The 21,739-nt window shown below is 60.7% G+C and carries 27 protein-coding genes, 1 tRNA gene and 1 riboswitch; of the genes, 17 read left to right on the plus strand and 11 right to left on the minus strand.

Going from position 1 to position 21,739, the window contains the following annotated elements:
* Positions 1 to 161: 161 nt before the first annotated feature.
* From ACUN0E_RS38505 to ACUN0E_RS38515, 3 genes are all read left to right on the plus strand, one after another.
* Positions 162 to 464: a DUF883 family protein gene (locus ACUN0E_RS38505; RefSeq protein ID WP_028198798.1), complete on the plus strand. Its 303-nt coding sequence runs from the start codon at positions 162 to 164 to the stop codon at positions 462 to 464.
* Positions 465 to 602: 138 nt separating this feature from the next.
* Positions 603 to 989: a phage holin family protein gene (locus ACUN0E_RS38510; RefSeq protein WP_325047717.1), complete on the plus strand. Its 387-nt coding sequence runs from the start codon at positions 603 to 605 to the stop codon at positions 987 to 989.
* A 132-nt stretch (positions 990 to 1,121) separates the two neighbouring features.
* The gene (locus tag ACUN0E_RS38515; RefSeq protein ID WP_445569901.1) at positions 1,122 to 1,598 is read left to right on the plus strand and encodes a DUF3318 domain-containing protein; all 477 of its coding nucleotides are present in this window, start codon (positions 1,122 to 1,124) and stop codon (positions 1,596 to 1,598) included.
* Positions 1,599 to 1,650: 52 nt separating this feature from the next.
* Here ACUN0E_RS38515 and ACUN0E_RS38520 read toward each other — a convergent pair whose 3' ends face one another.
* The 7 genes from ACUN0E_RS38520 to glyA all read right to left on the minus strand — a co-directional run bounded on the left by ACUN0E_RS38520 (position 1,651) and on the right by glyA (position 6,605).
* Positions 1,651 to 2,082, minus strand: coding sequence for a type IV pilin protein (locus tag ACUN0E_RS38520; RefSeq protein WP_445569902.1), 432 nt, complete (start codon positions 2,080 to 2,082; stop codon positions 1,651 to 1,653).
* A 10-nt stretch (positions 2,083 to 2,092) separates the two neighbouring features.
* Positions 2,093 to 2,539, minus strand: coding sequence for a pilus assembly PilX family protein (locus ACUN0E_RS38525; protein WP_445570590.1), 447 nt, complete (start codon positions 2,537 to 2,539; stop codon positions 2,093 to 2,095).
* Positions 2,540 to 2,841: 302 nt separating this feature from the next.
* The gene (locus tag ACUN0E_RS38530; protein ID WP_445569903.1) at positions 2,842 to 3,651 is read right to left on the minus strand and encodes a PilW family protein; all 810 of its coding nucleotides are present in this window, start codon (positions 3,649 to 3,651) and stop codon (positions 2,842 to 2,844) included.
* Entirely contained in the window at positions 3,648 to 4,019 is a 372-nt protein-coding gene (locus ACUN0E_RS38535) for a hypothetical protein (protein WP_408225493.1), read from the minus strand. Before ACUN0E_RS38535 ends, ACUN0E_RS38530 begins: the two co-directional genes overlap by 4 nt.
* An 83-nt stretch (positions 4,020 to 4,102) precedes the next feature.
* Positions 4,103 to 4,669 (minus strand): GspH/FimT family pseudopilin, encoded by a 567-nt coding sequence (locus ACUN0E_RS38540; protein ID WP_445569904.1) that lies wholly within the window; start codon positions 4,667 to 4,669, stop codon positions 4,103 to 4,105.
* Positions 4,670 to 4,868: 199 nt separating this feature from the next.
* Positions 4,869 to 5,351, minus strand: coding sequence for a transcriptional regulator NrdR (nrdR, locus tag ACUN0E_RS38545; protein WP_445569905.1), 483 nt, complete (start codon positions 5,349 to 5,351; stop codon positions 4,869 to 4,871).
* A 6-nt stretch (positions 5,352 to 5,357) separates the two neighbouring features.
* Entirely contained in the window at positions 5,358 to 6,605 is a 1,248-nt protein-coding gene (gene glyA / locus ACUN0E_RS38550; RefSeq protein ID WP_325047710.1) for a serine hydroxymethyltransferase, read from the minus strand.
* Between the two features lie 166 nt (positions 6,606 to 6,771).
* Positions 6,772 to 6,880: riboswitch (ZMP/ZTP riboswitch) on the minus strand.
* A gap of 238 nt (positions 6,881 to 7,118) precedes the next feature.
* On the opposite strand from glyA, the gene ydfG reads away from it, so the two are divergent.
* The 9 genes from ydfG (at position 7,119) to ACUN0E_RS38595 (ending at position 13,720) form a co-directional block, all read left to right on the plus strand.
* Positions 7,119 to 7,865, plus strand: a complete 747-nt coding sequence (ydfG, locus tag ACUN0E_RS38555; RefSeq protein ID WP_408225481.1) for a bifunctional NADP-dependent 3-hydroxy acid dehydrogenase/3-hydroxypropionate dehydrogenase YdfG — start codon at positions 7,119 to 7,121, stop codon at positions 7,863 to 7,865.
* 70 nt (positions 7,866 to 7,935) lie between these two features.
* Entirely contained in the window at positions 7,936 to 8,415 is a 480-nt protein-coding gene (gene ybgC, locus ACUN0E_RS38560) for a tol-pal system-associated acyl-CoA thioesterase (protein ID WP_445569906.1), read from the plus strand.
* A gap of 155 nt (positions 8,416 to 8,570) precedes the next feature.
* Positions 8,571 to 9,248, plus strand: coding sequence for a protein TolQ (gene tolQ, locus ACUN0E_RS38565; protein WP_012431821.1), 678 nt, complete (start codon positions 8,571 to 8,573; stop codon positions 9,246 to 9,248).
* Between the two features lie 10 nt (positions 9,249 to 9,258).
* Entirely contained in the window at positions 9,259 to 9,702 is a 444-nt protein-coding gene (tolR, locus tag ACUN0E_RS38570) for a protein TolR (RefSeq protein WP_445569907.1), read from the plus strand.
* The gene (tolA, locus tag ACUN0E_RS38575; protein WP_445569908.1) at positions 9,699 to 10,706 is read left to right on the plus strand and encodes a cell envelope integrity protein TolA; all 1,008 of its coding nucleotides are present in this window, start codon (positions 9,699 to 9,701) and stop codon (positions 10,704 to 10,706) included. The genes tolR and tolA overlap by 4 nt, the downstream gene beginning before the upstream one ends.
* A gap of 139 nt (positions 10,707 to 10,845) precedes the next feature.
* Positions 10,846 to 12,138, plus strand: coding sequence for a Tol-Pal system beta propeller repeat protein TolB (gene tolB / locus ACUN0E_RS38580; RefSeq protein WP_408225469.1), 1,293 nt, complete (start codon positions 10,846 to 10,848; stop codon positions 12,136 to 12,138).
* A 32-nt stretch (positions 12,139 to 12,170) separates the two neighbouring features.
* Complete coding sequence (gene pal, locus ACUN0E_RS38585) at positions 12,171 to 12,680, plus strand: peptidoglycan-associated lipoprotein Pal (protein ID WP_445569909.1); 510 nt, start codon at positions 12,171 to 12,173, stop codon at positions 12,678 to 12,680.
* 19 nt (positions 12,681 to 12,699) lie between these two features.
* On the plus strand, positions 12,700 to 13,449 hold the full coding sequence (gene ybgF / locus ACUN0E_RS38590; RefSeq protein WP_408225463.1) for a tol-pal system protein YbgF: 750 nt from the start codon (positions 12,700 to 12,702) through the stop codon (positions 13,447 to 13,449).
* A gap of 195 nt (positions 13,450 to 13,644) precedes the next feature.
* A tRNA-Lys gene (locus ACUN0E_RS38595) sits at positions 13,645 to 13,720 on the plus strand.
* 100 nt (positions 13,721 to 13,820) lie between these two features.
* Here the strand turns inward: ACUN0E_RS38595 and ACUN0E_RS38600 are convergent.
* Together ACUN0E_RS38600 and ACUN0E_RS38605 are read right to left on the minus strand one after the other, a co-directional pair.
* Positions 13,821 to 15,029, minus strand: coding sequence for a tyrosine-type recombinase/integrase (locus tag ACUN0E_RS38600; protein ID WP_445569910.1), 1,209 nt, complete (start codon positions 15,027 to 15,029; stop codon positions 13,821 to 13,823).
* Positions 15,030 to 15,033: 4 nt separating this feature from the next.
* Positions 15,034 to 15,414, minus strand: a complete 381-nt coding sequence (locus ACUN0E_RS38605) for a hypothetical protein (protein WP_445569911.1) — start codon at positions 15,412 to 15,414, stop codon at positions 15,034 to 15,036.
* A gap of 202 nt (positions 15,415 to 15,616) precedes the next feature.
* Here ACUN0E_RS38605 and ACUN0E_RS38610 point away from each other — a divergent pair, with 202 nt between their 5' ends.
* From ACUN0E_RS38610 to ACUN0E_RS38625, 4 genes are all read left to right on the plus strand, one after another.
* Positions 15,617 to 16,033, plus strand: a complete 417-nt coding sequence (locus ACUN0E_RS38610) for a helix-turn-helix domain-containing protein (protein ID WP_445569912.1) — start codon at positions 15,617 to 15,619, stop codon at positions 16,031 to 16,033.
* 136 nt (positions 16,034 to 16,169) lie between these two features.
* On the plus strand, positions 16,170 to 17,015 hold the full coding sequence (locus ACUN0E_RS38615; RefSeq protein ID WP_445569913.1) for a toprim domain-containing protein: 846 nt from the start codon (positions 16,170 to 16,172) through the stop codon (positions 17,013 to 17,015).
* A 199-nt stretch (positions 17,016 to 17,214) separates the two neighbouring features.
* Complete coding sequence (locus ACUN0E_RS38620) at positions 17,215 to 18,612, plus strand: YfjI family protein (protein WP_445570591.1); 1,398 nt, start codon at positions 17,215 to 17,217, stop codon at positions 18,610 to 18,612.
* Entirely contained in the window at positions 18,609 to 19,190 is a 582-nt protein-coding gene (locus ACUN0E_RS38625; protein ID WP_445569914.1) for a hypothetical protein, read from the plus strand. The genes ACUN0E_RS38620 and ACUN0E_RS38625 overlap by 4 nt, the downstream gene beginning before the upstream one ends.
* Positions 19,191 to 19,530: 340 nt before the next feature.
* Here the strand turns inward: ACUN0E_RS38625 and ACUN0E_RS38630 are convergent, their stop codons facing one another.
* Together ACUN0E_RS38630 and ACUN0E_RS38635 are read right to left on the minus strand one after the other, a co-directional pair.
* Positions 19,531 to 19,980: a hypothetical protein gene (locus tag ACUN0E_RS38630; RefSeq protein WP_445569915.1), complete on the minus strand. Its 450-nt coding sequence runs from the start codon at positions 19,978 to 19,980 to the stop codon at positions 19,531 to 19,533.
* Positions 19,977 to 20,567 (minus strand): recombinase family protein, encoded by a 591-nt coding sequence (locus ACUN0E_RS38635; protein ID WP_445569916.1) that lies wholly within the window; start codon positions 20,565 to 20,567, stop codon positions 19,977 to 19,979. The genes ACUN0E_RS38630 and ACUN0E_RS38635 overlap by 4 nt, the downstream gene beginning before the upstream one ends.
* A gap of 516 nt (positions 20,568 to 21,083) precedes the next feature.
* Here ACUN0E_RS38635 and ACUN0E_RS38640 point away from each other — a divergent pair.
* The gene (locus ACUN0E_RS38640; protein WP_445569917.1) at positions 21,084 to 21,710 is read left to right on the plus strand and encodes a hypothetical protein; all 627 of its coding nucleotides are present in this window, start codon (positions 21,084 to 21,086) and stop codon (positions 21,708 to 21,710) included.
* Positions 21,711 to 21,739: the final 29 nt, after the last annotated feature.

Below are 21,739 nucleotides of genomic sequence, written 5' to 3' on the forward strand. Positions count from 1 at the left end.
GGCAAACTTTGCTGCAGGCTGCAGCAGATATGGGGTTTCTAAGGCTTGCTCCAACCAGGAACGGTTCATGCGTTCATTTTCATGAATCGAGCACTGCGCTCGCCAGCGGCCGTTTCTTTGGTTACGATTCACGCGTGGCGTGAGACGAAGGGGAGCTGTCAATGTCGGAAGTCAACAAGGAGAGATTGATGTCGGATATTAAAACCGTCCTCGCGGACGCTGAAGATTTGCTGAAACAGGCCGCGAGCGCCACCGGCGAGCGCGCTTCGGAACTGCGTGAAACGGCGCTTACGCGCCTGAAGCAGGCCAAAGAGAAGGCGGCTGACGTCCAGGTCGTCGTGGTCGAGAAAGGCAAGAAGGCCGCACGCGCCACTGACGACTACGTGCATGAGCATCCGTGGGCGTCCATCGGCATCGCCGCAGGCGCCGGCGTACTGCTGGGGCTGTTGATCAACCGCAAGTAACACGGATGATGGAGCCGGGCGTATCACGTCCGGCGCATCAGCGAATCGAGTTGACCGGCGCGCGTATGGCCGGTCCGCTTCTCTTGGCGCGCTCGTTTTCACGCGCCAGTTAGGTCTTCACGCGCAACGCCCAAAGCCATGACGATAGAAACACAATCGCAGCACGGCGAACATAGTCCGTTGCGCCGTATCATCGGATCCGTGTTTGCCATTCTGCAAACGCGGCTTGAACTGGTCGGCATCGAACTCGCCGAAGAAAAAGACCGTCTGATCGGCGTGCTGTTCCTCGGCCTCGCGGCCATGATGCTCGCAACGATGGCCTTGATCGCATTAACGGCGCTGATCGCCATCGCGTTCTGGGACACCTACCGATGGCAAGCACTCGCCAGCATCACGGCGGTTTATGCCATTGCAGGAATAGCCTGCGCACTGAAAGCGCGCAGCGGTTTGCGCAATGCCCCAATAGTGTTCGAAGCCACCCTTGCTGAGTTCGAAAAAGACCGCGACCTGTTCCGCAAACCGTGACACCGCAGGCACAACAGGGTCATGTGCGCACCGAAAACGCCCTGCGCCTTCACGAACACTTAGCATTAGCAAACACCTTGAGCGATTTGCAGCACTGATGTACAGCCCCACTTCCACTGCCGCCGACACGCCATGAGCCAAACCCATTCCGATACCGCATTTCGCAACAAGCGCCACCAGGCCAAAGATCTGAGTGCGCCGCACCTTCGAGCGCTGCGCAAGGAATTGCTGCTGGTGCGCGCGGATGTCGAGCGCATGGAACTTGCCCAAGCGACTATCGAATTGCGGCAGGCAGTCACGCACTTCAGCTGGCTCAAATTCATCGTGCCAGGCTTCGGTGGCATGCGTATGGGCAGCGGATCGAAGGCACACTTCCTCAACGCGGGGAGTATCGGCGCACTCCTCAAACAGTATCCGCTCATCAGTTCGATCGCTTCGCTGGTGTTGGCCAAGCCGCTGCGCGCAACCATTGCCGCGGGTGCAAAACCTGCGCTCAAATGGGGCGGCCTTGCGCTTGCCGGCTGGGAAGCGTATCGAATCTGGCAGCAGATGAAGAACGAATCCGCAGCCTCTACCAACAAGGAACAGGCTGTCGATAGCGGTTACTGAAACTGAGCCGCCAACACGCTTCAACTCGCCGACGCCGCGTTCTCCAGGAGCGCTAGCTCGTATTCCAGCATTCGCCGCTAGCCGGTGCCGTACCGTTCGTGTCACGTCTATTGCCTCGCAGCCCTGTTGCATCCAGGGTGAAGGTACCGCAGGCATCGTCGCGCATAGGGCCGATTTCGATCGGCGCTGCCTCCACCGAATAGCCACCGTTCGTGTCGTCCGGCGGCAGCACGTGCAAGCGATAGATTGGTGTGCCGAACTGCGGCGCCTGATCCAGACCCGGCGGCAATGTCACGGTGCCATCGCTTGCCGATCCTTCGACGAATTGCGCTGCCCGATAAAGGGCGGATGCCGCGTCGATCCGGTGTGTCCGCGCGACATGGCTCCGGTACGAGGGCACGGCAAACACGACCAGCGTCGCAGCTATCGCCAGCACGATCATCAGCTCCAGTAGCGTAAAGGCGGATGTGTGCAACCTTGTCATGTCCCCCCCGTCAAAATGGGCGTGCGGCGACGCGACGCCAATGGCGTTCGATCTGCTCGCCAGTGATCACGAGTTCCATCTGCAACCACACCTGCGACTCCTTGGTCCGGCCGAAGCCACGCGAAGTCAGTAAATAGGCTCGCGCATCAGCGCGAGCCCCCAGGCGCCACGCTTCGATCAGACATTGTGGCGCTCGCAGCGATCCGGGCCATCGCGCGACAGCCGCAACGGCGCCGGCTTCGAACGCGGCTTCGTACTTCCACTGCGTAGGCTCGCCGGGCGGGAGCGACGCCACTGGCTGCGACTCGAAAGCTGCCGCAGCGACCACATTCCGGGCGCATAAGGTCAGTGCCGAATCCGCGGCATGAAATGCCTGCAAATAGTCACGCACGTTGCCGGCACCGCGCGCCGCCGCAAGCGATGTTTCGAACCACGCCGCGGAGGTGGTCAACATCATCGCGGAAATCAGCAGGACGATCGGCAGGACGGTACCGCCATTGCGAGCGCGTGATCCGCGACTGGCGCGGATAAGACGTGCCAAATGTCTGGGTTGCTCCCGGCGCGGCGAGCGCTCCCTGCATACGAAGCGTCCCCGGCATACTCCGCGGGTCAGCCGCACGAGACGGCGCTGCATATTTGACACGCCTGAGCACTCCAGTTGCGTGATGCCCCCTCCGCTTTCGCTTACTTTCACGGGATGAACATCTGGATTTCGCTGAGCCGAGGCCGCCCGGTGCATTGCATTGCAAGCTCCTCCGGTCACAGGGAATCCTCCGCGTGATTGCGTATCGCGACCCGCCGCCAGAAAGCCTGACGCGCCCGCATATCGGTGCCGAGCGCGCTCACACCGTCGCAATCGACATAGCGCACGCGCCGCCCTCCCGGAGCCCCGCGCACGAGCACGCAGAGATCGACGGCGACAATCCTTGCCCATTGATCGGCCGTCACTGCCGCCGCATCTATTGCGGTCTGCCCGCCGGCCAGCCAATACTTGAGTCGCACACGCTCGACGCCTTCGACCAGCGGCTGCGCGGACCCCGCCTTGCCATTGCCTTCGCAGTAAAGTTCCGGCTCGCCCGTCGACCCGCTGACCCTGGCGAAGTATCGGTTGACCACCAGCACGCCCTGTCCGCCGAGGGCCGCATTGTTGTTCGTTACAGCCTGGCCGAGGCAATCGGTCGATTGGCCGGTGGTTGACGGCCACGTCGAAACGTTGTCCCCGACATAACGAACCGCGATACCGTCCGAGCGGCTCGGCAAGGCCTCGCAGGCAACGCTATCGTCCGCACCGATCGGGCGGCCACCCGAACAACCGAATAGCGGCGGCGGACTATTGAACCTTACGACGTCTGCTGGCACGAAGCCGGCCATTTGAAGTTGCTGGCCCATCAGCGTAAGCGCGGTCAGGCCCGCTTCGCGGATCCGCATCGCATCGGCCGAGCGCTCGAACACGTTACGCTGCGTTGTATAAAGCGAGACCGCGCCAACGGTCACCACCAACCCTAGCGCAATTGCGATCACGAACTCAACGAGCGTATGGCCACACGCGATATACATGCGTTGCGTCATTTTGCGAACGCCAGTGCAACGCAAGAGGAGCCTGTAGGAATATCCGCAGCGCCGCATGACTCGGGCTTGTCGATGACATCGCCGGCACGCGGCATGTCACGCAGCGCCGTCCACGTGACACGTGCTACCGACACACCGCTGCTTTCCTCTACCGACGCTTCACCGTGTGGCAACAGGGCCGTGGCACGCGCGCTCCATGGCCTGATTGCAGAGTCACCCGCCGAAGGCTCGCGCATCGCTTCGGCAACGGAATCGGCTATCCATGCTGCGTGCTCGCGCATTGCCATCGCACGGGCCTCGCGCGCAGTCCACAATTGACCGGCGATCAACCCGAGCGCCGTCACTGCCATCAGGGCAACGGCTAGCATCACTTCAATCAGCGAACTGCCTCTATGCGTTGCCAGGCGCCTTGCCGGGTAACTATGCGCCCGTGCATTCGACGGATATCGGCTCACAATCCTGCTCCACATGCGCCTTCGACAATCCGTGCACGCCCGCCCGCCGCGATGCGGATGCAGCGCCGCCATCTGTCGCCCTGAGTCGCTTTCGACGGCACGCGCGGCGCAATATCAAAGCTGCGAAGTGTGCCGATCAACTGTCCCGCCGGCGGCGTAAACGTGAGATTCGTCTGCGTCCCCGTGATACTGACCGCTGCGAGCAAAGGATGCGCGCGCAGTAGCGAGAGCGTGCCATCTCGGTCAGTCAATACGGCCCAGCCGCACGACCAGTCGGTGACACCTTTGCCGCATGCTTGCCCTGCGGCAAGACAATGCCGCGCTGCGTCGATTCGGCACACCGTGACGCGAGCACCGCGGCGCAACGCTTCGCTGCGCGCATAGGCGAGCGTCGAAACGAGCGCTTTTGCACGCGCGTCGACCTGGTCCCGCAGGTGCCAGGCAACGAACGACGGCGTTGCCATCACCGCAATAATCGCCAGCAGTGTGACAACAGCCAGCGTTTCGACAAGCGTAAAGCCGCGGCATGGCCGCAAACAGACTGCATCCCATTTCATCTGCATCCCTGATCGTTTCAAAGAATGCAGTCAATCTAGCGATTCGCAAACGGGCCAACAATCGGCCGAATGGCCAGGTGGCATTCAGGCGTTATCCCGCGCAAAAATGCACGCGTGACGAACCATAACGGGAACGGAGATGCAGATGCGCGAATCAACGCGGCGGGAAACAGAAGCTGGGGTGCAACTTCCGGCGCGACGACAGTCAGCGCTTGCGGGTCGGCTTGGGAGGAGAAGAGGCGCGGCGAAATTCTTCGATCACGTCCTCGAATTCGGAGACGTCTTCGAAGCGCCGGTAGACAGAGGCGAAACGAACATAGGCAATCGTATCGAGTGCACGCAACTCGTCCATCACGAGTTCGCCGAGGCGCTCGCTGCGCACCTCACGCTCACCGCTACCGAGCAGTTGATACTCGATGCGGGCAACTGCCGCGTCGATCGCGTCCGCTGCCACCGGGCGCTTGCGCAGCGCCAGTTGCATGCTTGCGATGATCTTGCGACGATCGAATTCCGTGCGGCTGCCGTCCTTCTTGACGACCGACGGCAACGCCAGCTCGACCCGCTCATACGTCGTGAAACGTTTGTCGCAGGCCGGGCAGCGGCGGCGCCGGCGAATCGTCGCGCCGTCTTCGGATACGCGGGAATCCACAACTTGCGTATCGGCGTGACGGCAGAAGGGGCAGTGCATGGTGGCTTAGCGGTAAACCGGGAAGCGCTGGGTCAACTCGGCGACTTGCGCACGCACACGTTCGATCGTGGCTGCGTCTTCCGGGTTGTCCAGCACGTCGGCGATCAGGTTACCCACCTGCTCCGCTTCCTTGACGCCAAAGCCACGCGTAGTCATGGCCGGCGAGCCGAGACGCACGCCGCTCGTGACAAACGGCTTTTCCGGGTCGTTCGGAATCGCGTTCTTGTTGACCGTGATGTGCGCCGCGCCGAGCGCAGCTTCCGCTGCCTTGCCGGTGATCTTCTTCGCGCGCAGGTCGACCAGCATCACGTGGCTCTCGGTGCGGCCCGACACGATGCGCAGACCGCGCTTGACCAGCGTTTCAGCCAGCACGCGCGCGTTCTCGACGACTTGCTGCTGATACGTCTTGAATTCGGGCGACAGCGCTTCCTTGAACGCGACGGCCTTGCCGGCGATCACGTGCATCAGCGGACCACCTTGAATGCCCGGGAAAATTGCCGAGTTGATCTGCTTTTCGAATTCAGCCTTCATCAGGATCACGCCGCCGCGCGGGCCGCGCAAGCTCTTGTGCGTGGTGGTGGTGACGAAGTCCGCGTGCGGCACCGGGTTCGGGTAGACACCCGCAGCGATCAGGCCGGCATAGTGCGCCATGTCGACCATGAAATACGCGCCGACCGACTTGGCGATCTTCGACATCCGTTCGAAGTCGATGCGCAGCGAAAACGCCGACGCGCCGGCCACGATCAGCTTCGGCTTATGTTCTTGTGCAAGTTTTTCAGCCGCGTCGTAGTCGATGTCTTCGGCTTCGTTCAGGCCATAGCTCACCACGTTGAACCACTTGCCCGACATGTTGACCGGCGAACCGTGCGTCAAGTGACCGCCATGCGCGAGGCTCATGCCCATGATCGTGTCGCCCGGCTTGAGCATGGCGAAGAACACGCCCTGGTTCGCCTGCGAGCCGGAGTTCGGCTGCACGTTGGCGGCTTCAGCGCCGAACAGTTGTTTGACACGGTCGATCGCCAGCTGCTCGGCGATGTCGACATATTCACAGCCGCCGTAGTAGCGCTTGCCCGGATACCCTTCGGCGTACTTGTTCGTGAGTTGCGAGCCTTGCGCAGCCATCACGGCCGGGCTCGTGTAGTTTTCCGACGCGATCAGTTCGATGTGCTCTTCCTGACGGCGGTTTTCCTGCTCGATGACCTTCCAGAGTTCAGGATCGACGTTGGCGATGGTGCTTTGGGCTCTATCAAACATACGGATTCCGTTGAGTGTGTTCAGGTTGACCGGATCGTGCGCCGAATCTTGCGTAGAGGGTACGCAGCGCTGCTGGCGGCTGGGCCAGCCCTGACGTGGCGGATAGAGAGTCGCCGCACACGCGAGGCAGGACAGCCACCGTCAGCGCAGATAAATGCGCGCGGATCACGGCTGCCCAGGCGAACGGCAAAACGGCACCCTGCGCTTCACGGTGGGTTGTTCCACCTTGAACCCGATTGCTTGAATCGGTTCTATCGCCAGTCACGCAGGGATGAGCGCGTTAGTTTATTGGAAGAGGATCGAATAGGCAACCGGCTTCCTGCCGGGCCGGTGGGCGCTCGGAAAGCCGGTTATGGCGTCGCCGCGAGCGGCGCGCAAACATCTGACGAAAGCACACCCGGAACCCGTTTCGCGTCCCTGCCGCAGGCGCTCGTACGGCTGGTTCATCCTTGCCGCAGCGCCGCATTGGAAGTAGGCTTGGGGCCTTTCTCTCCTACCAACCAGGAAACTGCAATGATCGTGTTCGTCACCGGAGCGTCCGCTGGATTCGGCGCCGCTATCGCGCGCGCTTTCGTCAAGGGCGGCCATCGTGTCGTCGCCACCGCGCGCCGCAAGGACCGCCTGCAGGCGCTCGCCGACGAACTCGGCGACGCCCTCCTGCCGTATGAGCTCGACGTGCGGGACCGTGCCGCCGTTGAAGCCGTGCCGGCCTCGCTGCCCGCCGATTTCGCCGCGCTCGACGTGCTCGTCAACAACGCCGGCCTCGCGCTCGGCGTCGAGCCGGCGCAAAAGGCGAGTCTGGACGAATGGAACACCATGATCGACACCAACTGCACGGGCCTCGTGCAGATCACCCATGCACTCCTGCCCGGCATGGTGGAGCGCAACCGCGGCCACATTTTCAATCTGGGTTCGGCGGCCGGCCGCTGGCCGTACGCTGGCGGCAACGTCTATGGCGCCACCAAGGCATTCGTGCGCCAGTTCAGTCTGAATCTGCGTGCCGATCTGGCCGGCACGGCGCTACGCGTGACTGACATCGAACCGGGCCTGTGCGGCGGCACCGAGTTCTCGAACGTGCGTTTCCGCGGGAATGACGAAAAAGCGGCCAAAATGTACGAGAACGTACAAGCGCTGACACCCGAAGATATCGCCGACTCGATCTACTGGATCGCCACCCGGCCTGCCCATGTCAACATCAACACGATCGAGCTGATGCCGGTGGCCCAATCGTTCTCCGCTTTGTCGGTTCATCGCGGTTGAAATTCCAGCTAAGACCCGCCAGGCGGGGCGCACATCTTGAAACAGACCTCGGGGTGTGGGTTCCGGTAAAATGCGCCGCATGAATATGTCGACCAGCCAGCCCGGCACGGAAATCGGTTTCACATGGCCAATCCGCGTGTACTACGAAGATACCGACGCCGGCGGCATCGTGTTTTACGCGAATTACCTGAAATTTTTTGAGCGGGCGCGCACTGAATGGCTGCGCGCGTGCGGCGTCGACCAGAACCGGCTCGTCGACGAAGTGGGCGCAATCTTCATTGTGCGCAGCACCGCAGTCGACTATCGGGCGCCGGCCCGGCTCGACGACGTCGTCAATGTGGTGAGCCGAATCGAGCGTCTTGGCCGCGCATCCGTCGATTTCGCGCAGGAAGCGTGGCGTGACGGCACGCTGCTTGCTTCCGGTTCCATCCGGGTCGGCTGCGTCGACCGCATTGCGCTGCGGCCGGCCGCGATTCCTCCGCCGGTTCTCGCTGCTCTGCGGCGCGGACCGAGTGCGAACGATGGCGGCATGTCAACGGACAACGACTGAACCCCGTTGTTACGGGGCCAGTGAACTCATATCGATCAAGCAACACAAAGCATGGTTCGGCTTGCAATATCGCCGATGCTTCCGTTTTGCTTACGGCAAGCTTCGAGTGACCTTGCAGCCGGACGCCCCCTTCCGGGACGTTAAAACGAACCTTTATGAACACTACACAAGATCTGTCGATCGTTTCACTCGTACTCAACGCGAGCCTGCTGGCGCAGGCCGTCATGGCGCTGCTGCTTCTGCTGTCGCTATTGTCGTGGACTTTTATCTTCCGCAAGTGGTTTGCGATCCGCCGGGCCCGCGCGCAAACTGAACGTTTCGAACGCGATTTCTGGTCGGGTGGCGACCTGCAGGCGCTCTATCAGAGCGCCGCGAACAACCGCCACACAATCGGCGCACTGGAACGGATTTTCGAGTCCGGCATGCGCGAATTCCTGAAGGGCAAGGAAAAACGCCTGAACGATTCAGGCGCGATTCTCGACGGTGCTCGCCGTGCCATGCGCGCTGCATTCCAGCGTGAAATGGACGTGCTCGAGGCAAACCTGGCGTTTCTCGCGTCGGTCGGCTCGGTCAGCCCGTATATCGGTCTGTTCGGCACGGTGTGGGGGATCATGAATGCGTTCCGCGGCCTCGCCAACGTGCAGCAGGCTACGCTTGCGAACGTCGCGCCGGGTATCGCCGAAGCGCTGACCGCCACCGCGATCGGCCTGTTCGCCGCGATTCCGGCCGTGGTCGCCTACAACCGCTACGCGCACGACATTGATCGTCTCGCGATCCGCTTCGAGACCTTCATCGAAGAGTTCTCGAACATTCTGCAGCGTCAGGCACAGTAAGGAGTCCACGATGGCAGGCTCTTCCTCCAGCATGCGCGGCTCCCGTCAGCGCCGCGCAATGGCCGACATCAATGTCGTGCCATACATCGACGTGATGCTCGTGCTGCTCGTGATCTTCATGGTGACCGCGCCGCTCGTCGCCCCGTCGATCGTCAATCTGCCGACTGTCGGCGGTGCTGCGCCGCAGCAACAAACCCCGCCGGTGATCGTCAATATTCGTGCGGACGGCAATATGAGCGTCAAATACAAGGACGACGCGGGGGCGCAGCAACAGGAAAACATGACGAAGGCCGACCTGCGCGGCTTCATCTCCGACCGCGCGCAATCGCATCCCGACCAGCCGGTCGTGATCGCCGCCGACAAGACCGTGAAGTACGAAGTCGTGATGAATGTGATGTCCGAGCTGAAAGCTCAGGGCGTCAAGCGCGTTGGACTGCTCGTCAAATCGCAATGATCCGCCAGAATTCCGAATATCCGCTCCAGCCACCGCGTGAACGCGGCACCGGGCGAGCCTTTGCGTTCGCGCTGGTAATGCATGCGCTGCTCGGATTCTTCCTGTACCACGGCATTCAATGGCAGAACAGTACGCCGGCCGGCGCGGAAGCCGAGCTGTGGACCGAGGTGCCCGATACGGCCATCCCACGCCAGCCGCCTCCGCCGCCCGTGCCGGTAGCGCCTGCCCCGCCGCTGCCGGACGAACAGGCCGACATCGCACTGCAGGAAAAGAAACGCCAGCAACAGGAAGCGGCGCGCGAGGCACAACTCGCTGAGCAGCAGCGTCAGCAGAAGCTGCAAGCCCAGCAGGAAGCCGACGCGAAGCGTCAGCAGCAACTGGCCGCCGATCAGGCAGCGCAACTCGCCGCGCAAAAAGCAGCGGCGATCAAGCAGAAACAGTTGCAGCAACAGCAAGCCGATAAACAGAAGCAGCAACAATTGGCCGATCAGCAAAAGCAGCAGCAGTTGAAAGAACAACAGCAGCAGCAGGAGCAAGCCCAAGCCGACGCGCAAAAGAAGGCTGATGCGCAGAAAGCGGCGAAGGCCAAGGCCCAGGCCGATGCTGCGGCGCAAGCAAAGAAGCTGGATGCGGAACGCCGGGCGCGGCTTGCCCAGATGCAAGGTTCGGCGGGCGAAAGCTCCAGTGGCAATGGGCTTGCGAAGAGCGGCACGGGCAGCGGCTCGGGTGGCACGGCGACATCGCCGGGTTACGCGGACAAGGTGCGTCGTGTGGTGCGCCCGAACATCTCGTGGGGTGGAGAAACGGAAGGTCTTGAGACCGTCATCTCCGTACGCTGCGCGCCGACGGGCACGCTGCTGGATGCGCAGATCTCGCGCAGCAGTGGCAACCAGGCGTGGGACGATGCGGCACTGCGGGCGGTCCAGCGTTCCAATCCGATGCCTCAGGATATCGATGGGAAGACGCCGACCAGTTTCAAGATTACGTTGCGCCCGGCAAGTTGATTGCAACAGTTTGACAGTCAGTTGACAGCAGACGCGGTGCCCCGCCCAGCGCGGCGCGCCCGGGAACGAATTAGATATTTGCGGGTCTCTCTGCTGTCATGAAGTGTTAGTAAAACCGTTTTTGGGGAAACCATTCAGCATGAGTTTGATGACCAAGCTAGGCCTGCGGACACTTGTAGCGTCGTGCCTGATCGCCGTCGGTGGCGCCGCCAACGCACAACTCAACGTCCTCGTCACGGGCGTGGGGTCCACACAGTTTCCGATCGCAACGGCGAATTTCGCCAATGAAGCGAACTCGCCGCAGCAGGTCAGCACGATCGTGCGTCAAGATCTGCAACGCAGCGGCAAATTCACGAATATCGACGCGGGCAGCACGCCGGTTTCCGAAACCGACTCGGTCGACCTCGGCAGTTGGAAAGCCAAGGGCGCAAATGCATTCGTCTCGGGCAGCGTGAACCGCCTGCCGAACGGCCAGTACGAAGTGCGCTTCAAGCTGTATGACACGGTCAAGGGCGAAAGCCTCGGCGGTCTCGTACTGGTGAGCCCGGAAAGTGGCTTGCGCATGAGCGCACACAAGGTCGCGGACTATATCTACGCCAAGCTGATGGGCGGCCGCGGTGTGTTCGCCACACGCCTCTCGTACGTCATCAAGACGGGCGGCCGTTATCAATTGCAGATTTCCGATTCGGACGGCCAGGACGCGCACATCGCGCTGTCGAGCCCCGAGCCGATCATCTCGCCGGCATGGTCACCTGACGGCACCAAGGTCGCTTACGTTTCGTTTGAAAAGAAGAAGCCGATCGTCTACATCCACGATCTGCCTACGGGCCGTCGCGTGGTCGTATCGGACCAGAAGGGTAACAACAGCGCACCAGCATGGTCGCCGGATGGCCGCACGTTGGCCGTCGCGCTCTCGCGCACCGGCAACACGCAGATTTTCGCCGTCAATGCGGACGGCAGCGGCCTGCGTCGCCTGACGCAAGGCAGCTCGATCGACACTGAACCGTGCTTCTCTCCTGACGGCCAGTCGATCTATTTCACCAGCGACCGTGGCGGCCAGCCGCAGATCTACAAGATGTCGGCCCAGGGCGAGAACGCCGGCGCCGCGCAACGCGTGACCTTCACGGGCAACTACAACACCAGCCCGCGCATCAGCCCGGACGGCAAGCAGCTCGCTTACATCTCGCGTGTCGGCGGCGCGTTCAAGCTCTATATCCAGGACCTGCAAGGCAACACGGCCACGGGTCTGACGGACACCACACATGACGAATCGCCGAGCTTCGCGGCGAACGGTCAGTACATTCTTTACGCCACACAGGTGAACGGCCGTGGCGTGTTGGCCGCAGTATCGACCGACGGTCGCACTCGGCAGGTCCTGTCCGTTCAGGGCGGCAGCGTACGCGAGCCATCCTGGGGCCCGTTTATGCAGTAACGTTGATGCAATAACACAAGGAGAGTAACAAAATGACGTCAAAACTTCGTTTCGCATTTGCCGTATTGATGGTCGGTGCGCTGGCAGCATGTCACTCGGGCGTCAAGCTCGACGAAAACGCTAACAAGGGTGGTGCAGTTTCGACGCAACCGAATCCGACTGATGTCGCCCAGGTCAACGTCGATCCGCTGAACGATCCGAACAGCCCGCTCGCCAAGCGCAGCATCTACTTCGACTTCGACAGCTACTCGGTCAAGGACGACTACCAATCGCTGCTGCAACAACACGCGCAATACCTGAAGAGCCATCCGCAACGTCACGTCCTGATCCAGGGCAATACCGACGAACGCGGCACCAGCGAATACAACCTGGCACTCGGCCAGAAGCGTGCTGAAGCTGTCCGCCGTTCGCTGTCGCTGATGGGCGTGACGGACCCGCAAATGGAAGCCGTGAGCCTCGGCAAGGAAAAGCCGCAAGCGACCGGTCATGACGAATCGTCGTGGGCACAAAACCGCCGCGCCGACCTCGTGTACCAACAGTAAGTAACGGGTGATTAGCCGAATGACGCATCGTTTCTCCTGGCTGCGGTTTGCCGCAGCGGCCTGCGTCGCGGGCACGGCCTTCGTGGCTGTGCCCGCGCATGCGGGCATGTTCGACGACGATCAGGCCCGTCAGGCCATTCTCGATCTGCGTTCGAAGACCGATAGCCTGTCGAGCCAGCTGTCGGCCGCACAGCGCACGATCCTCGATCAGTCCAACCGCCTCGATCAGCTGAATCAGCAGGTCGCGACGTTGCGTGGGCAGAACGAAGATATGGGCAACCAACTCACCACGCTGCAAAAACAGCAGAAGGACTACTACACCGATCTGGACACACGGCTGAAGAAATTCGAGCCGCAGCAACAGACGGTAGACGGCGTCCAGGGCGAGGTGCAGCCGGGTGAAACCGATTCGTTCAATGCGGCTTCCCAGCAGTTCCGCAACGGCGACTTCAAGAATGCGGCGGCGTCTTTCCGCAGCTTCATCTCCAAGTTTCCGAACAGCCCTTACCAGCCGACCGCGCAATACTGGCTCGGCAATGCGCTGTATGCGCTGCGTGACTACAAGGGCTCGACTGCGACCTGGCAAGGTGTGGTGAAAAACTACCCGCAGCATCCGCGTGCACCAGACGCGTTGCTCGCAATTGCGAACAATCAGCTCGAGCAAGGTCAGAAGGCTGCGGCCAAAAAGACGCTGGAGCAGATCGTCGCGCAGTACAGCGGCTCGGACGTCGCGCAGTCGGCTCAGAGCAAGCTGTCGCAGATCAAGTAGTCGTACAAGGTTTAGCAGTTGACGTAACGCGCAGTGGCCGTGCAGCTTCCAAATCAACAGTCACGCGCGCCTCTCGCTGGGAAGCCCGGGGTGGCAATACCCCGGGCTTTTCACTATCTGAAGTGCTGATAGCTCGACTAACCACCATGGGTTGACAGCCCGTAGGTGCTATCGCTATAATCTCGCTTCTCTTTTGGGTCGTTAGCTCAGCTGGTAGAGCAGCGGACTTTTAATCCGTTGGTCACAGGTTCGAATCCCGTACGGCCTACCAAAGATATCAAAGGGTTACGCGCTGCGAGGCGACGTAACCCTTTTTCATTTGTGTAATTCCTGTGTAGTCGCGTCAGTGATTCTTCGCCCTGTGTAATTCGCTAGGCGAGATTCAACCGCTTTTGCAGCGTGTCCATCGCGTCGGCAATGTGCGCCCCGTTCGCGTGTGCGTAGCGCTCGACCATCGCCAAAGTCTTGTGTCCGCTGATGCGCTTGACGGTCACAAGATCGACGCCGCTTTGTACAAGATGCGTGATCGCGCTGTGCCGCAACGTGTGCCGGATGATCTGATCGGGATCGAGTCCCGCCGCCTTCACGACCCGGCGATATGGCTTGCGAATCTCCACCATGTGACCGGACTTCGATGAAGGCGACGGAAAGAGCCACGGCGAACCCGGCGCGTAGTTCTTCATATGTTCGCGCAGGAAAACAGCAAGGTCTTCAGTGATCGGCTGTTCGCGTGCACCCGCCTTGGCTTTCGGGATGAAGATCACGCGCCGCTCAAGATCGACGTTGTTGCGCTGGATCGACAGAATTTCGCTGGCGCGCATTCCCGTCGAAAGGCCAACAATGATGAACGGGTAGACGGACGGGTTGTCGTCAGCCTTCGCATACTCGACAAGCCGCCCCATCTGCGGGACAGTCAAGTACACGATGCGCCCGCCATCTTCCTGTAGGCGTTTGATCTTCGCCGGACGTGCGCTTATCCATCCCCATTCCACGGCCTTGTTCAATAGGTGCGACAGGCACGCGAGTTCGCGGTTGACGCTTCCCGGCGATGCCTTCCTGTCGTCGCTCGCCGCCTTGCGCGCCCCGGTCTTCGCCTTTTCGCTTACCCGGTCGCCGCCGCGCAATGTCGGTTCCGACAGGCGTTGCTTCTTGTATCGCTCGACGCCGAAGCTGTCGATCTTTGACAGTGGTGTATCGCCAAAGAACGGGACAAGGTGCAGCGTAAGCCGCTGGCGTTTCGCAACCAAATCCTTTCCGCCCTCCTGTTCGAGCTTTGTCAGATACTTGCCCGCGGCGTCACGAAACGACAACGCGACCTTGCGCCCTTTCGGGAGCGCAAGCCGGTCGTGCTTCGCATCGCTCTTAACCTTCGCAACGAATTCCTCGGCCTGCGTGCGCGTCGTCCCATCCGATTCGCGACCGACGACCCGGTGAATTCGCTGGCCGTCCGCCATCACGTTCACGGTGAAAACGCCGTCGCCAGTAGGCAGGCGTTCAAAGGTGATCCCGTGCTCAGTGAGCTTGCCGCCTACCGCAAGTTTGCGCATGGTCGGTCGCGTCAACTTCGAAAACTGCTTCACTTCATCACTCCTCCGTCGCGTCGCTCGCGCCGTCAACATACGTTGCCCATCGCGAGCGCATCAACGGAAAATCGAGCTTATCGCCCTTCTTCCATACGTCCGCGTCTTCACGAATTCGTTTCCAGACAACCTGTTCGTCAAAAGTCAGTAGCGACGGAAGTTGAAGCGCCAATTTCACGAGTCGGTCTGCTTCATCAACATCCCAAAACACATCCGCTGCCTCACCAAGAGTCAGATCGAGGTACGTTTTGTTTCCGTGGCTGTCGATGCTCGCCTGACGCCTTTCGATCACGCACGCATTGACCGCCTGCTCAGCTGCCCACTCGAGAAACGATGAAACGGTGCGCCGCTGTGTGCGTGCCGCCAGTTCGATCAGATATCGCAACTTCGGATCGAATCGAACCGTGGTGACTTCGCTGCGCTGCAGCTTCGATGTCTTCTGCCGTGCCATGTGTGTCCCTTGCTTCGCAATTTCTGGAAAGTTCTATCGAATTCTAGGCCAAATCGTATTCTATTGCAATTCATAGATTGCTTTCGTATTCTTGGAATGCAATCCAATCATTGTCACCTGATCGGGAGTTCCATGCATGGCCGCCTTAAACATCACAATTCTGCCCGATGGCCGCATGAACTCGAAGGACGCAGCAACCTACACGGGCTACGCCGATAAGACGCTCGCGATCTGGCGTTCGCAGGGAATCGGCCCACGCTTCACGAAACGTGGGCGCATCTGGTATTACCTCGATGATCTGGACGCGTGGCTGCGAGGAGGATCGGCACGCAGTACAGCCGAAGCGCGCCAGAACTCGACTACTACTGGCAGCACGCTGAGTCTGACGTCGAAAAGCGCTTCAGCCGGCAAAGCGTCCGGTACGAGACCGCGCGAGTCGAATCGGAGCAGAAAAAGGCACCCTACGAAACGCACATCGGCCACGTCGTCTGATGCCAACGACGAAAGCGTCGACGCGGGAGCCACCACTGTCGACAAGGAGTTGTTGCCATGAACCTGCAATTCCTTGCGGTCTGGTCGGTACCCAACCGAGCGAGGTTCAAGCGCAGCCTCATCACACTGTTCTGCCATCGCGTGCTCAGCGCGCGAATCGTTGCTTGGTACTTTAGGCAATTCGGTTTGGAGGCCCTATGACCGTACTGACTATCGATTCACTGGCCATTGGCGCTCACCGCATCGAATGTCCGGGTTGCGGGCGCGGGCCGAAGGACCGGACGATGGGTCTGAAGATCTGGGCGGACGGAAGCGCGATGTTTCATTGCTTCCGATGCGAAGCGAGCGGTGGTCTTAGTCCGGACAATCGACTCGATCAGCAGCGCGTTCGCAGGCCGTTAGCGCCCTTGCGCGCTGACCGTCAGAGCGCCGCACTTGAATCGAATTGGCGCTCCTATTGGGGCCGTCTGAAGCCGCCATACGGAACCGGGCTCGCGTACCTCACGGCGAGGCGGTGCGCGATTCCGCCTGGCGATGGCGATCTTCGCTATTGCGACGCCTTACGGCATCCGAGCGGTTACACCGGCCCGGCGCTGATCGCACAGGTGACTGACGTCCTTACACGCGAACCCATCTCGCTGCATCACACGTGGGTTTGCAGCGATGGCAGCAAGCCGAACATCACCCCACCCCGCCTTCTACTGAGTGGTCATCGCAAAAAAAACGGCGTAATCAGGCTTTCCCCAGATGAGGCTGTGACCAACGGGCTGGCGGTTGCCGAGGGCATCGAGACGGCGTTGAGCGTCGCGCACGTTTTCACACCCGTATGGTCGTGCATTGACAAAGGCAACCTCTCTGATTTTCCCGTGCTCGACGGCATCGAGGTGCTGCTGATCATCTCGGACCATGACGATGTCGGCTTACGTGCTGCGCACGTGTGCGCACAACGCTGGATTGATGCGGGGCGCGAGGTTCGTATCGCGTGCTCGCCAGTTTCCGGTGAAGACTTAAACGACGTCGTGCGGAGACTGCGCCATGCCTGACTGTTCGGATACTTTGCGGGACATGATCGATAACGCACCGGCCTGCAAGCATCGCGATGATCCGGCAGATCGCGTCGTCAAGCCTGCGTGGCCGCTGCTGCGGCCATTGCCCGAGCGGGCACTCGCCAAGGTTCAACCGTTCGATATGGCGCTCCTTCCTACTGCCCTCCGGCCGTGGGCTGAAGACATTGCCAATCGCATGCAGTGTCCACCTGACTTTGTGGGTGCCACAATCATGGCCGCGCTTGGGGTTGTGATTGGCCGGCGTGTCGGCGTTCGACCGAAGGCAAAAGACGACTGGACCGAGTACGCCAATCAGTGGATCTGCATTATCGGTCGGCCTAGTGTCATGAAATCGCCCGCGATGGCGGCGGCACTCGCGCCGCTCAAGCGTCTGGAGGCCGAGGCGATCAGGGAGTACGACTTCCAGATGGAGAGTTATGATGAGATGAAAGATCTTCACGAAATGCGCGTCGAGGCAGCGCAGAAGAAGATCAGAGACGCGCTCAGGAAAAATCCGCAGGCAGCGGTGGAGAGGACCGAGATCGAGGCGCCGGACCTGCCGTTGCTGCGTCGATACCTCGTCAACGATGCGACCGCCGAGGCGCTGCTCGATATCTGCGTGGAAAACCCGCAGGGTGTGGGCGTCTTTCGCGACGAACTTGTAAGCCTGCTCAAGAGCATGGATCGCGAAGGACGCGAGGAGTCGCGCGGGTTCTACCTGACGGGCTGGAACGGCAATGAGCCGTACACGGTAGATCGCATCGGACGGGGCAGGAACATTCGCGCCGAGGCCGTCTGTATCTCGCTGATTGGCAGTACGCAACCTGGCCGCATCTCCGAATATCTGCGCGAGGCTATCGCGGACGGAGCCGCTAACGACGGCTTGATGCAACGCTTTGGTTTGCTGATCTGGCCGGATATCTCACCGGGCTGGACCGACGTGGACCAGTGGCCAGATGGGGACAAGAAGCGAGTCGCGTTCGAGGTTTTCGAGAGACTCAATGCAGCTGACCCCGTCGACAATTGGGGTGCGGAGATCGTCACGGACTGCGGCAAACCGGATGCGAGCATGCCGCCGTACCTGCGGCTGGACGATCACGCACTGACGATGTTCCGGGAGTGGCGTACTGAGTGGGAAACGAACCTGCGATCAGGCGACCTTCACCCAGCGCTCGAATCTCATTTCGCGAAATATCGAAAGCTGGTTCCGAGCCTGGCTCTCATTTGTCACCTCGCGGACGGCGGCAAGGGTGCGGTGAGTGTGGAGGCGATGACGCGTGCGCTGGCATGGGCCGAGTACCTCAAATCTCATGCAGAACGCGCGTACGGAACAGGCCTGACAACGCCGATGGACCGTGCGCGCGCACTCCTGAAAAAGATTCAGGACGGCAAGCTGCCGCCCGAGCCTTTCGCACTCAAACACGTCTACCGCCCCGGATGGTCGATGCTGACGACCCGGGATGAAGCGGACGAGGCTGTAACCGTCCTGATTGAGCATGGCTATCTGGTGGCACTCGATCTCATCGGGAAGAACGACACCGGCGGACGCCCGAACGAGTCGCGCTACGTCATCAATCCGGAGGTCGCGAAATGAACAAGTATCTGGAGATGCTGAAATCTGGAAAACACTCCTGTGACGAACTGCCAAAACTGCCCAAACCCCATTTGAGCACTTTTGGCAGTTTTGGCAGTACCCCGGGTGGGCACTTTCCGAAAATTCATGCGGTCGAAGTCGCCCCTAAAACCGTACCCGATGATTGCGCCGGCGCGCTCCTCGACCGGGACGGCGGTTTGTTTCTGCCATGGGGGCCGCGCCTAACTGCCGAAGATGTGCGGCGGCTGCGCGACGCGCTGATCGACCTGATCAGAGAAATCGCGAGGGTCGAAGGCTGGTCCTGCGACTTGCTAAATGATGTGCTGGAGCGCGCCACGTGCGGGCCATTGAGTGACCTGTTGCCGAACCTGAACCACTTCATGGCGCGGCTGGCCGAAATCGATGCGGCGCGCGAAGCACAGGAACTGCTCGGGCGGCACACCTGGCTCTGCGAAGGGCTCGACAATCGGCGCTGGTGCGCAGGCTGCGACGGTTCGTGCATCGGTACGTCGAAGCGCTGCGCGCCTCACCAGACTCAGCACCTTCCGAGGCATGGAGAGAGCCCGGAAGAGATGTGACTCAATCCACGGTTTATCGTGCTTGCATGTTGAAGCGCACGCGGCGCACCCAGAGGCGCTACTAGGCAAGAACGGGGTAGTTGACGGCAGCAGCCCGAAAAGGCCCGTAAACGCAGGGGAAATCTAGAAACGGTTGTCGGCGCGCGATTGGCGGGGCAAACGCGGCGTTCGGGTGAAACCGTTGTCGGTGTGCGCCGAGTGGCGGAATCACCGGCCAGCGCGAGGAATTGCCGGTCAGCGCCGTGTGGCGGGGGAATGCGGTCTGCCCAGAGTTGAGCACACCCCTGCGGCGAGGGCCGTCTGCGGGGGGCTAGTTGTCACCGGCGCGGAGAATCAGAATTTACATACTGCTTGCCGGCGGCAGTCCGAGCAGCGCATCGCGGACGCCAACGATCAACGGCTCGAGGACGGCCCCGTCGAATTCGTTATCCGGATCGGCGACGTCCAAAAGCTCAGCCACGAACACCATGAGGAAATCGCGTGCCGCGTGGTGCGTCTCGCCGCTAATGTGCCTCGACTTGAGCAAGAATTCGCCGAGGCAACTGGGCGAATTCCACTCGCTGCGCTCGTACTTGTCGGTCGGTGTGATGCCGAGGAAAAGATTATTCAACGCTCGGCATCTGAAATCGAGCTGGGCCATGAAATCGTCGCGCCCCAACAGCGCGAAAATCTCGTTTGTGAACCTACGAACGATCCCATCTACTACGTTCGCCGAAGTAAGCGCGGGGCGAGGGTCAGTGCCTGACTGCCGGCTGTCCTGCGGATCCGGCTCCCGCGGCTCGTGCGTCATGTCACGTTCCTATTTGCCGCACGCTGGCGGGCGCGGAGGATGCTCTGCCTGGTCGTGCCGTAGTCGCGTGCGAGCTGCGCAATCGTGTCGCCTGCCGCGAGTTGCTTGAGCGCTTCGGTCTGCTCGGCTAGCGTCAGCGCGGGGCGTCGGCCCAGCTTCTTCCCTTCGGACCGCGCGCGGGCGAGACCGGCCTGGGTGCGCTCGATTAGCAAGTCGCGCTCGAACTCGGCGACCGCCGTAATCACACCCATCGTCATCTTGCCAGCGGGCGAGGTCAAATCCGCACCACCCAACGCCAGGCAATGCACCTTGATCCCCGATTCTGCGAGCCGCTCGACAGTCTGACGCACGTCCATCGCGTTGCGCCCGAGCCGGTCGAGTTTCGTCACAAGCAGCACATCGCTATCCTCCATCCGGTCGAGCAGCTTGGCGAACTGTGGGCGCTCGCTAGCTGCGACCGATCCCGAAATGGTTTCGGCAACAATCCGCTTTTTGTCGACCGTGTAGCCAGCGGCCTCGACCTCTTTGACCTGGTTCCCGGTGGTCTGGTCCGCAGTGCTGACGCGGGCGTAAAGAAAAACTCGCATGTTGGTTGGCCCCCTCTGGATCGTATGGGTGTTTATGGACCGTGCGTACGGAATGGGTGCAGGCAGCATAAACATCGTACGAAATTAGTAAAGCCTATTTTTCGTACATGTCTGTCGAGGGGGTACTTAATCGTTCGGTTTCGTACGGGGGCCGCAACCAAACATCGTTCAGGGCGTCACTACGGCGACATGTGCGCTAGAGCCCACGGCGGCGGGACAAACAAACGCGACCACTGTCCCATCAGCTTAAGGCTGCTCATGGTCAAGGGCGCGTCACCGGTTCGTCCCGGTACTGGGCATCTCAGGAAAAGGGGGGCGACGGACGTCAAGCATCTGCAATGTACGGGTTCCCATGTCGCCGATCGAACCTGAACGGACTTTCAATCCGCCAATGAACGGACTATCAACGGTGCGTGCGCGGGCGCCGACTCGTGTTGAAGCGGCTGTTTGTGCGTCTCCCAAGGCCGCACCAGCGTATTATGGCAATAGCCTCGAATCGACACCAATTTAAGAAAAATGTCCAATGACCAGATGAAATCGGAGGTTACCGTGGTTTTCCGGAAAGATCTTCCGGGGAGTTTGCCGCAGGTGATGTCTGCGCACTTTCGCCGGGCCAGCGCGCCTGTGACGACATGTGCTGTGGGAACAGCTCTCGATGGGCTGGCCATGCTCAACCGCGTAGCCTTCGCGGAGGATACCGGTACTACCGCGTCCTTTTACATAGAGGAGGACGTCCGCTCATTCAAGCTTCATATTGAGAGACGGAACAGTACGCAGTTCAGTTCATTCGAAAACGAGCTGAAAGAAATGAAAGAAATCGTCGACAATGCGATTACCGGAATGTCACGGTTTGCAAAAGCGCGCAAGAACGGCATCGCAGATGTCAAAGTGATTATTTCGTGCGGCGACGTACAGATGATCAGCGCGCGTCGTAAAAAATATAGGGAGCGGCTAAAGGAGAGCGTTAAGGCCAATCTTGCCGCGAAAGTAGCTACGCCGTTTGGGACGGCGGTGGTAGGCTTGGTGTTTACGCAGGATGCGACAGGGGCGCTCAAGGCGTTCTTCACTGGTTGTGCGGCCGTCATTGTGGCCTCACTTCTCGAAGCGCTAATGGCGGATGCTTTTAAGTACGAGCGGAGTTGATATGGAAAGGGAAGACACACTAGTCCACC

This window comes from Paraburkholderia sp. D1E (assembly GCF_052682275.1).

Excerpts from the sequence above, each read along its gene's own strand:
- ACUN0E_RS38505 (WP_028198798.1), top strand. The coding sequence starts at position 162 with ATGTCGGAAGTCAACAAGGAGAGATTGATGTCGGATATTAAAACCGTC.
- ACUN0E_RS38510 (WP_325047717.1), top strand. The coding sequence starts at position 603 with ATGACGATAGAAACACAATCGCAGCACGGCGAACATAGTCCGTTGCGC.
- ACUN0E_RS38515 (WP_445569901.1), top strand. The coding sequence starts at position 1,122 with ATGAGCCAAACCCATTCCGATACCGCATTTCGCAACAAGCGCCACCAG.
- ACUN0E_RS38520 (WP_445569902.1), bottom strand. The coding sequence starts at position 2,082 with ATGACAAGGTTGCACACATCCGCCTTTACGCTACTGGAGCTGATGATC.
- ACUN0E_RS38525 (WP_445570590.1), bottom strand. The coding sequence starts at position 2,539 with ATGATGTTGACCACCTCCGCGGCGTGGTTCGAAACATCGCTTGCGGCG.
- ACUN0E_RS38530 (WP_445569903.1), bottom strand. The coding sequence starts at position 3,651 with ATGACGCAACGCATGTATATCGCGTGTGGCCATACGCTCGTTGAGTTC.
- ACUN0E_RS38535 (WP_408225493.1), bottom strand. The coding sequence starts at position 4,019 with ATGCTAGCCGTTGCCCTGATGGCAGTGACGGCGCTCGGGTTGATCGCC.
- ACUN0E_RS38540 (WP_445569904.1), bottom strand. The coding sequence starts at position 4,669 with ATGCAGATGAAATGGGATGCAGTCTGTTTGCGGCCATGCCGCGGCTTT.
- nrdR (WP_445569905.1), bottom strand. The coding sequence starts at position 5,351 with ATGCACTGCCCCTTCTGCCGTCACGCCGATACGCAAGTTGTGGATTCC.
- glyA (WP_325047710.1), bottom strand. The coding sequence starts at position 6,605 with ATGTTTGATAGAGCCCAAAGCACCATCGCCAACGTCGATCCTGAACTC.
- ydfG (WP_408225481.1), top strand. The coding sequence starts at position 7,119 with ATGATCGTGTTCGTCACCGGAGCGTCCGCTGGATTCGGCGCCGCTATC.
- ybgC (WP_445569906.1), top strand. The coding sequence starts at position 7,936 with ATGCGCCGCATGAATATGTCGACCAGCCAGCCCGGCACGGAAATCGGT.
- tolQ (WP_012431821.1), top strand. The coding sequence starts at position 8,571 with ATGAACACTACACAAGATCTGTCGATCGTTTCACTCGTACTCAACGCG.
- tolR (WP_445569907.1), top strand. The coding sequence starts at position 9,259 with ATGGCAGGCTCTTCCTCCAGCATGCGCGGCTCCCGTCAGCGCCGCGCA.
- tolA (WP_445569908.1), top strand. The coding sequence starts at position 9,699 with ATGATCCGCCAGAATTCCGAATATCCGCTCCAGCCACCGCGTGAACGC.
- tolB (WP_408225469.1), top strand. The coding sequence starts at position 10,846 with ATGAGTTTGATGACCAAGCTAGGCCTGCGGACACTTGTAGCGTCGTGC.
- pal (WP_445569909.1), top strand. The coding sequence starts at position 12,171 with ATGACGTCAAAACTTCGTTTCGCATTTGCCGTATTGATGGTCGGTGCG.
- ybgF (WP_408225463.1), top strand. The coding sequence starts at position 12,700 with ATGACGCATCGTTTCTCCTGGCTGCGGTTTGCCGCAGCGGCCTGCGTC.
- ACUN0E_RS38610 (WP_445569912.1), top strand. The coding sequence starts at position 15,617 with ATGGCCGCCTTAAACATCACAATTCTGCCCGATGGCCGCATGAACTCG.
- ACUN0E_RS38615 (WP_445569913.1), top strand. The coding sequence starts at position 16,170 with ATGACCGTACTGACTATCGATTCACTGGCCATTGGCGCTCACCGCATC.
- ACUN0E_RS38620 (WP_445570591.1), top strand. The coding sequence starts at position 17,215 with ATGCAGTGTCCACCTGACTTTGTGGGTGCCACAATCATGGCCGCGCTT.
- ACUN0E_RS38625 (WP_445569914.1), top strand. The coding sequence starts at position 18,609 with ATGAACAAGTATCTGGAGATGCTGAAATCTGGAAAACACTCCTGTGAC.
- ACUN0E_RS38630 (WP_445569915.1), bottom strand. The coding sequence starts at position 19,980 with ATGACGCACGAGCCGCGGGAGCCGGATCCGCAGGACAGCCGGCAGTCA.
- ACUN0E_RS38635 (WP_445569916.1), bottom strand. The coding sequence starts at position 20,567 with ATGCGAGTTTTTCTTTACGCCCGCGTCAGCACTGCGGACCAGACCACC.
- ACUN0E_RS38640 (WP_445569917.1), top strand. The coding sequence starts at position 21,084 with ATGTCCAATGACCAGATGAAATCGGAGGTTACCGTGGTTTTCCGGAAA.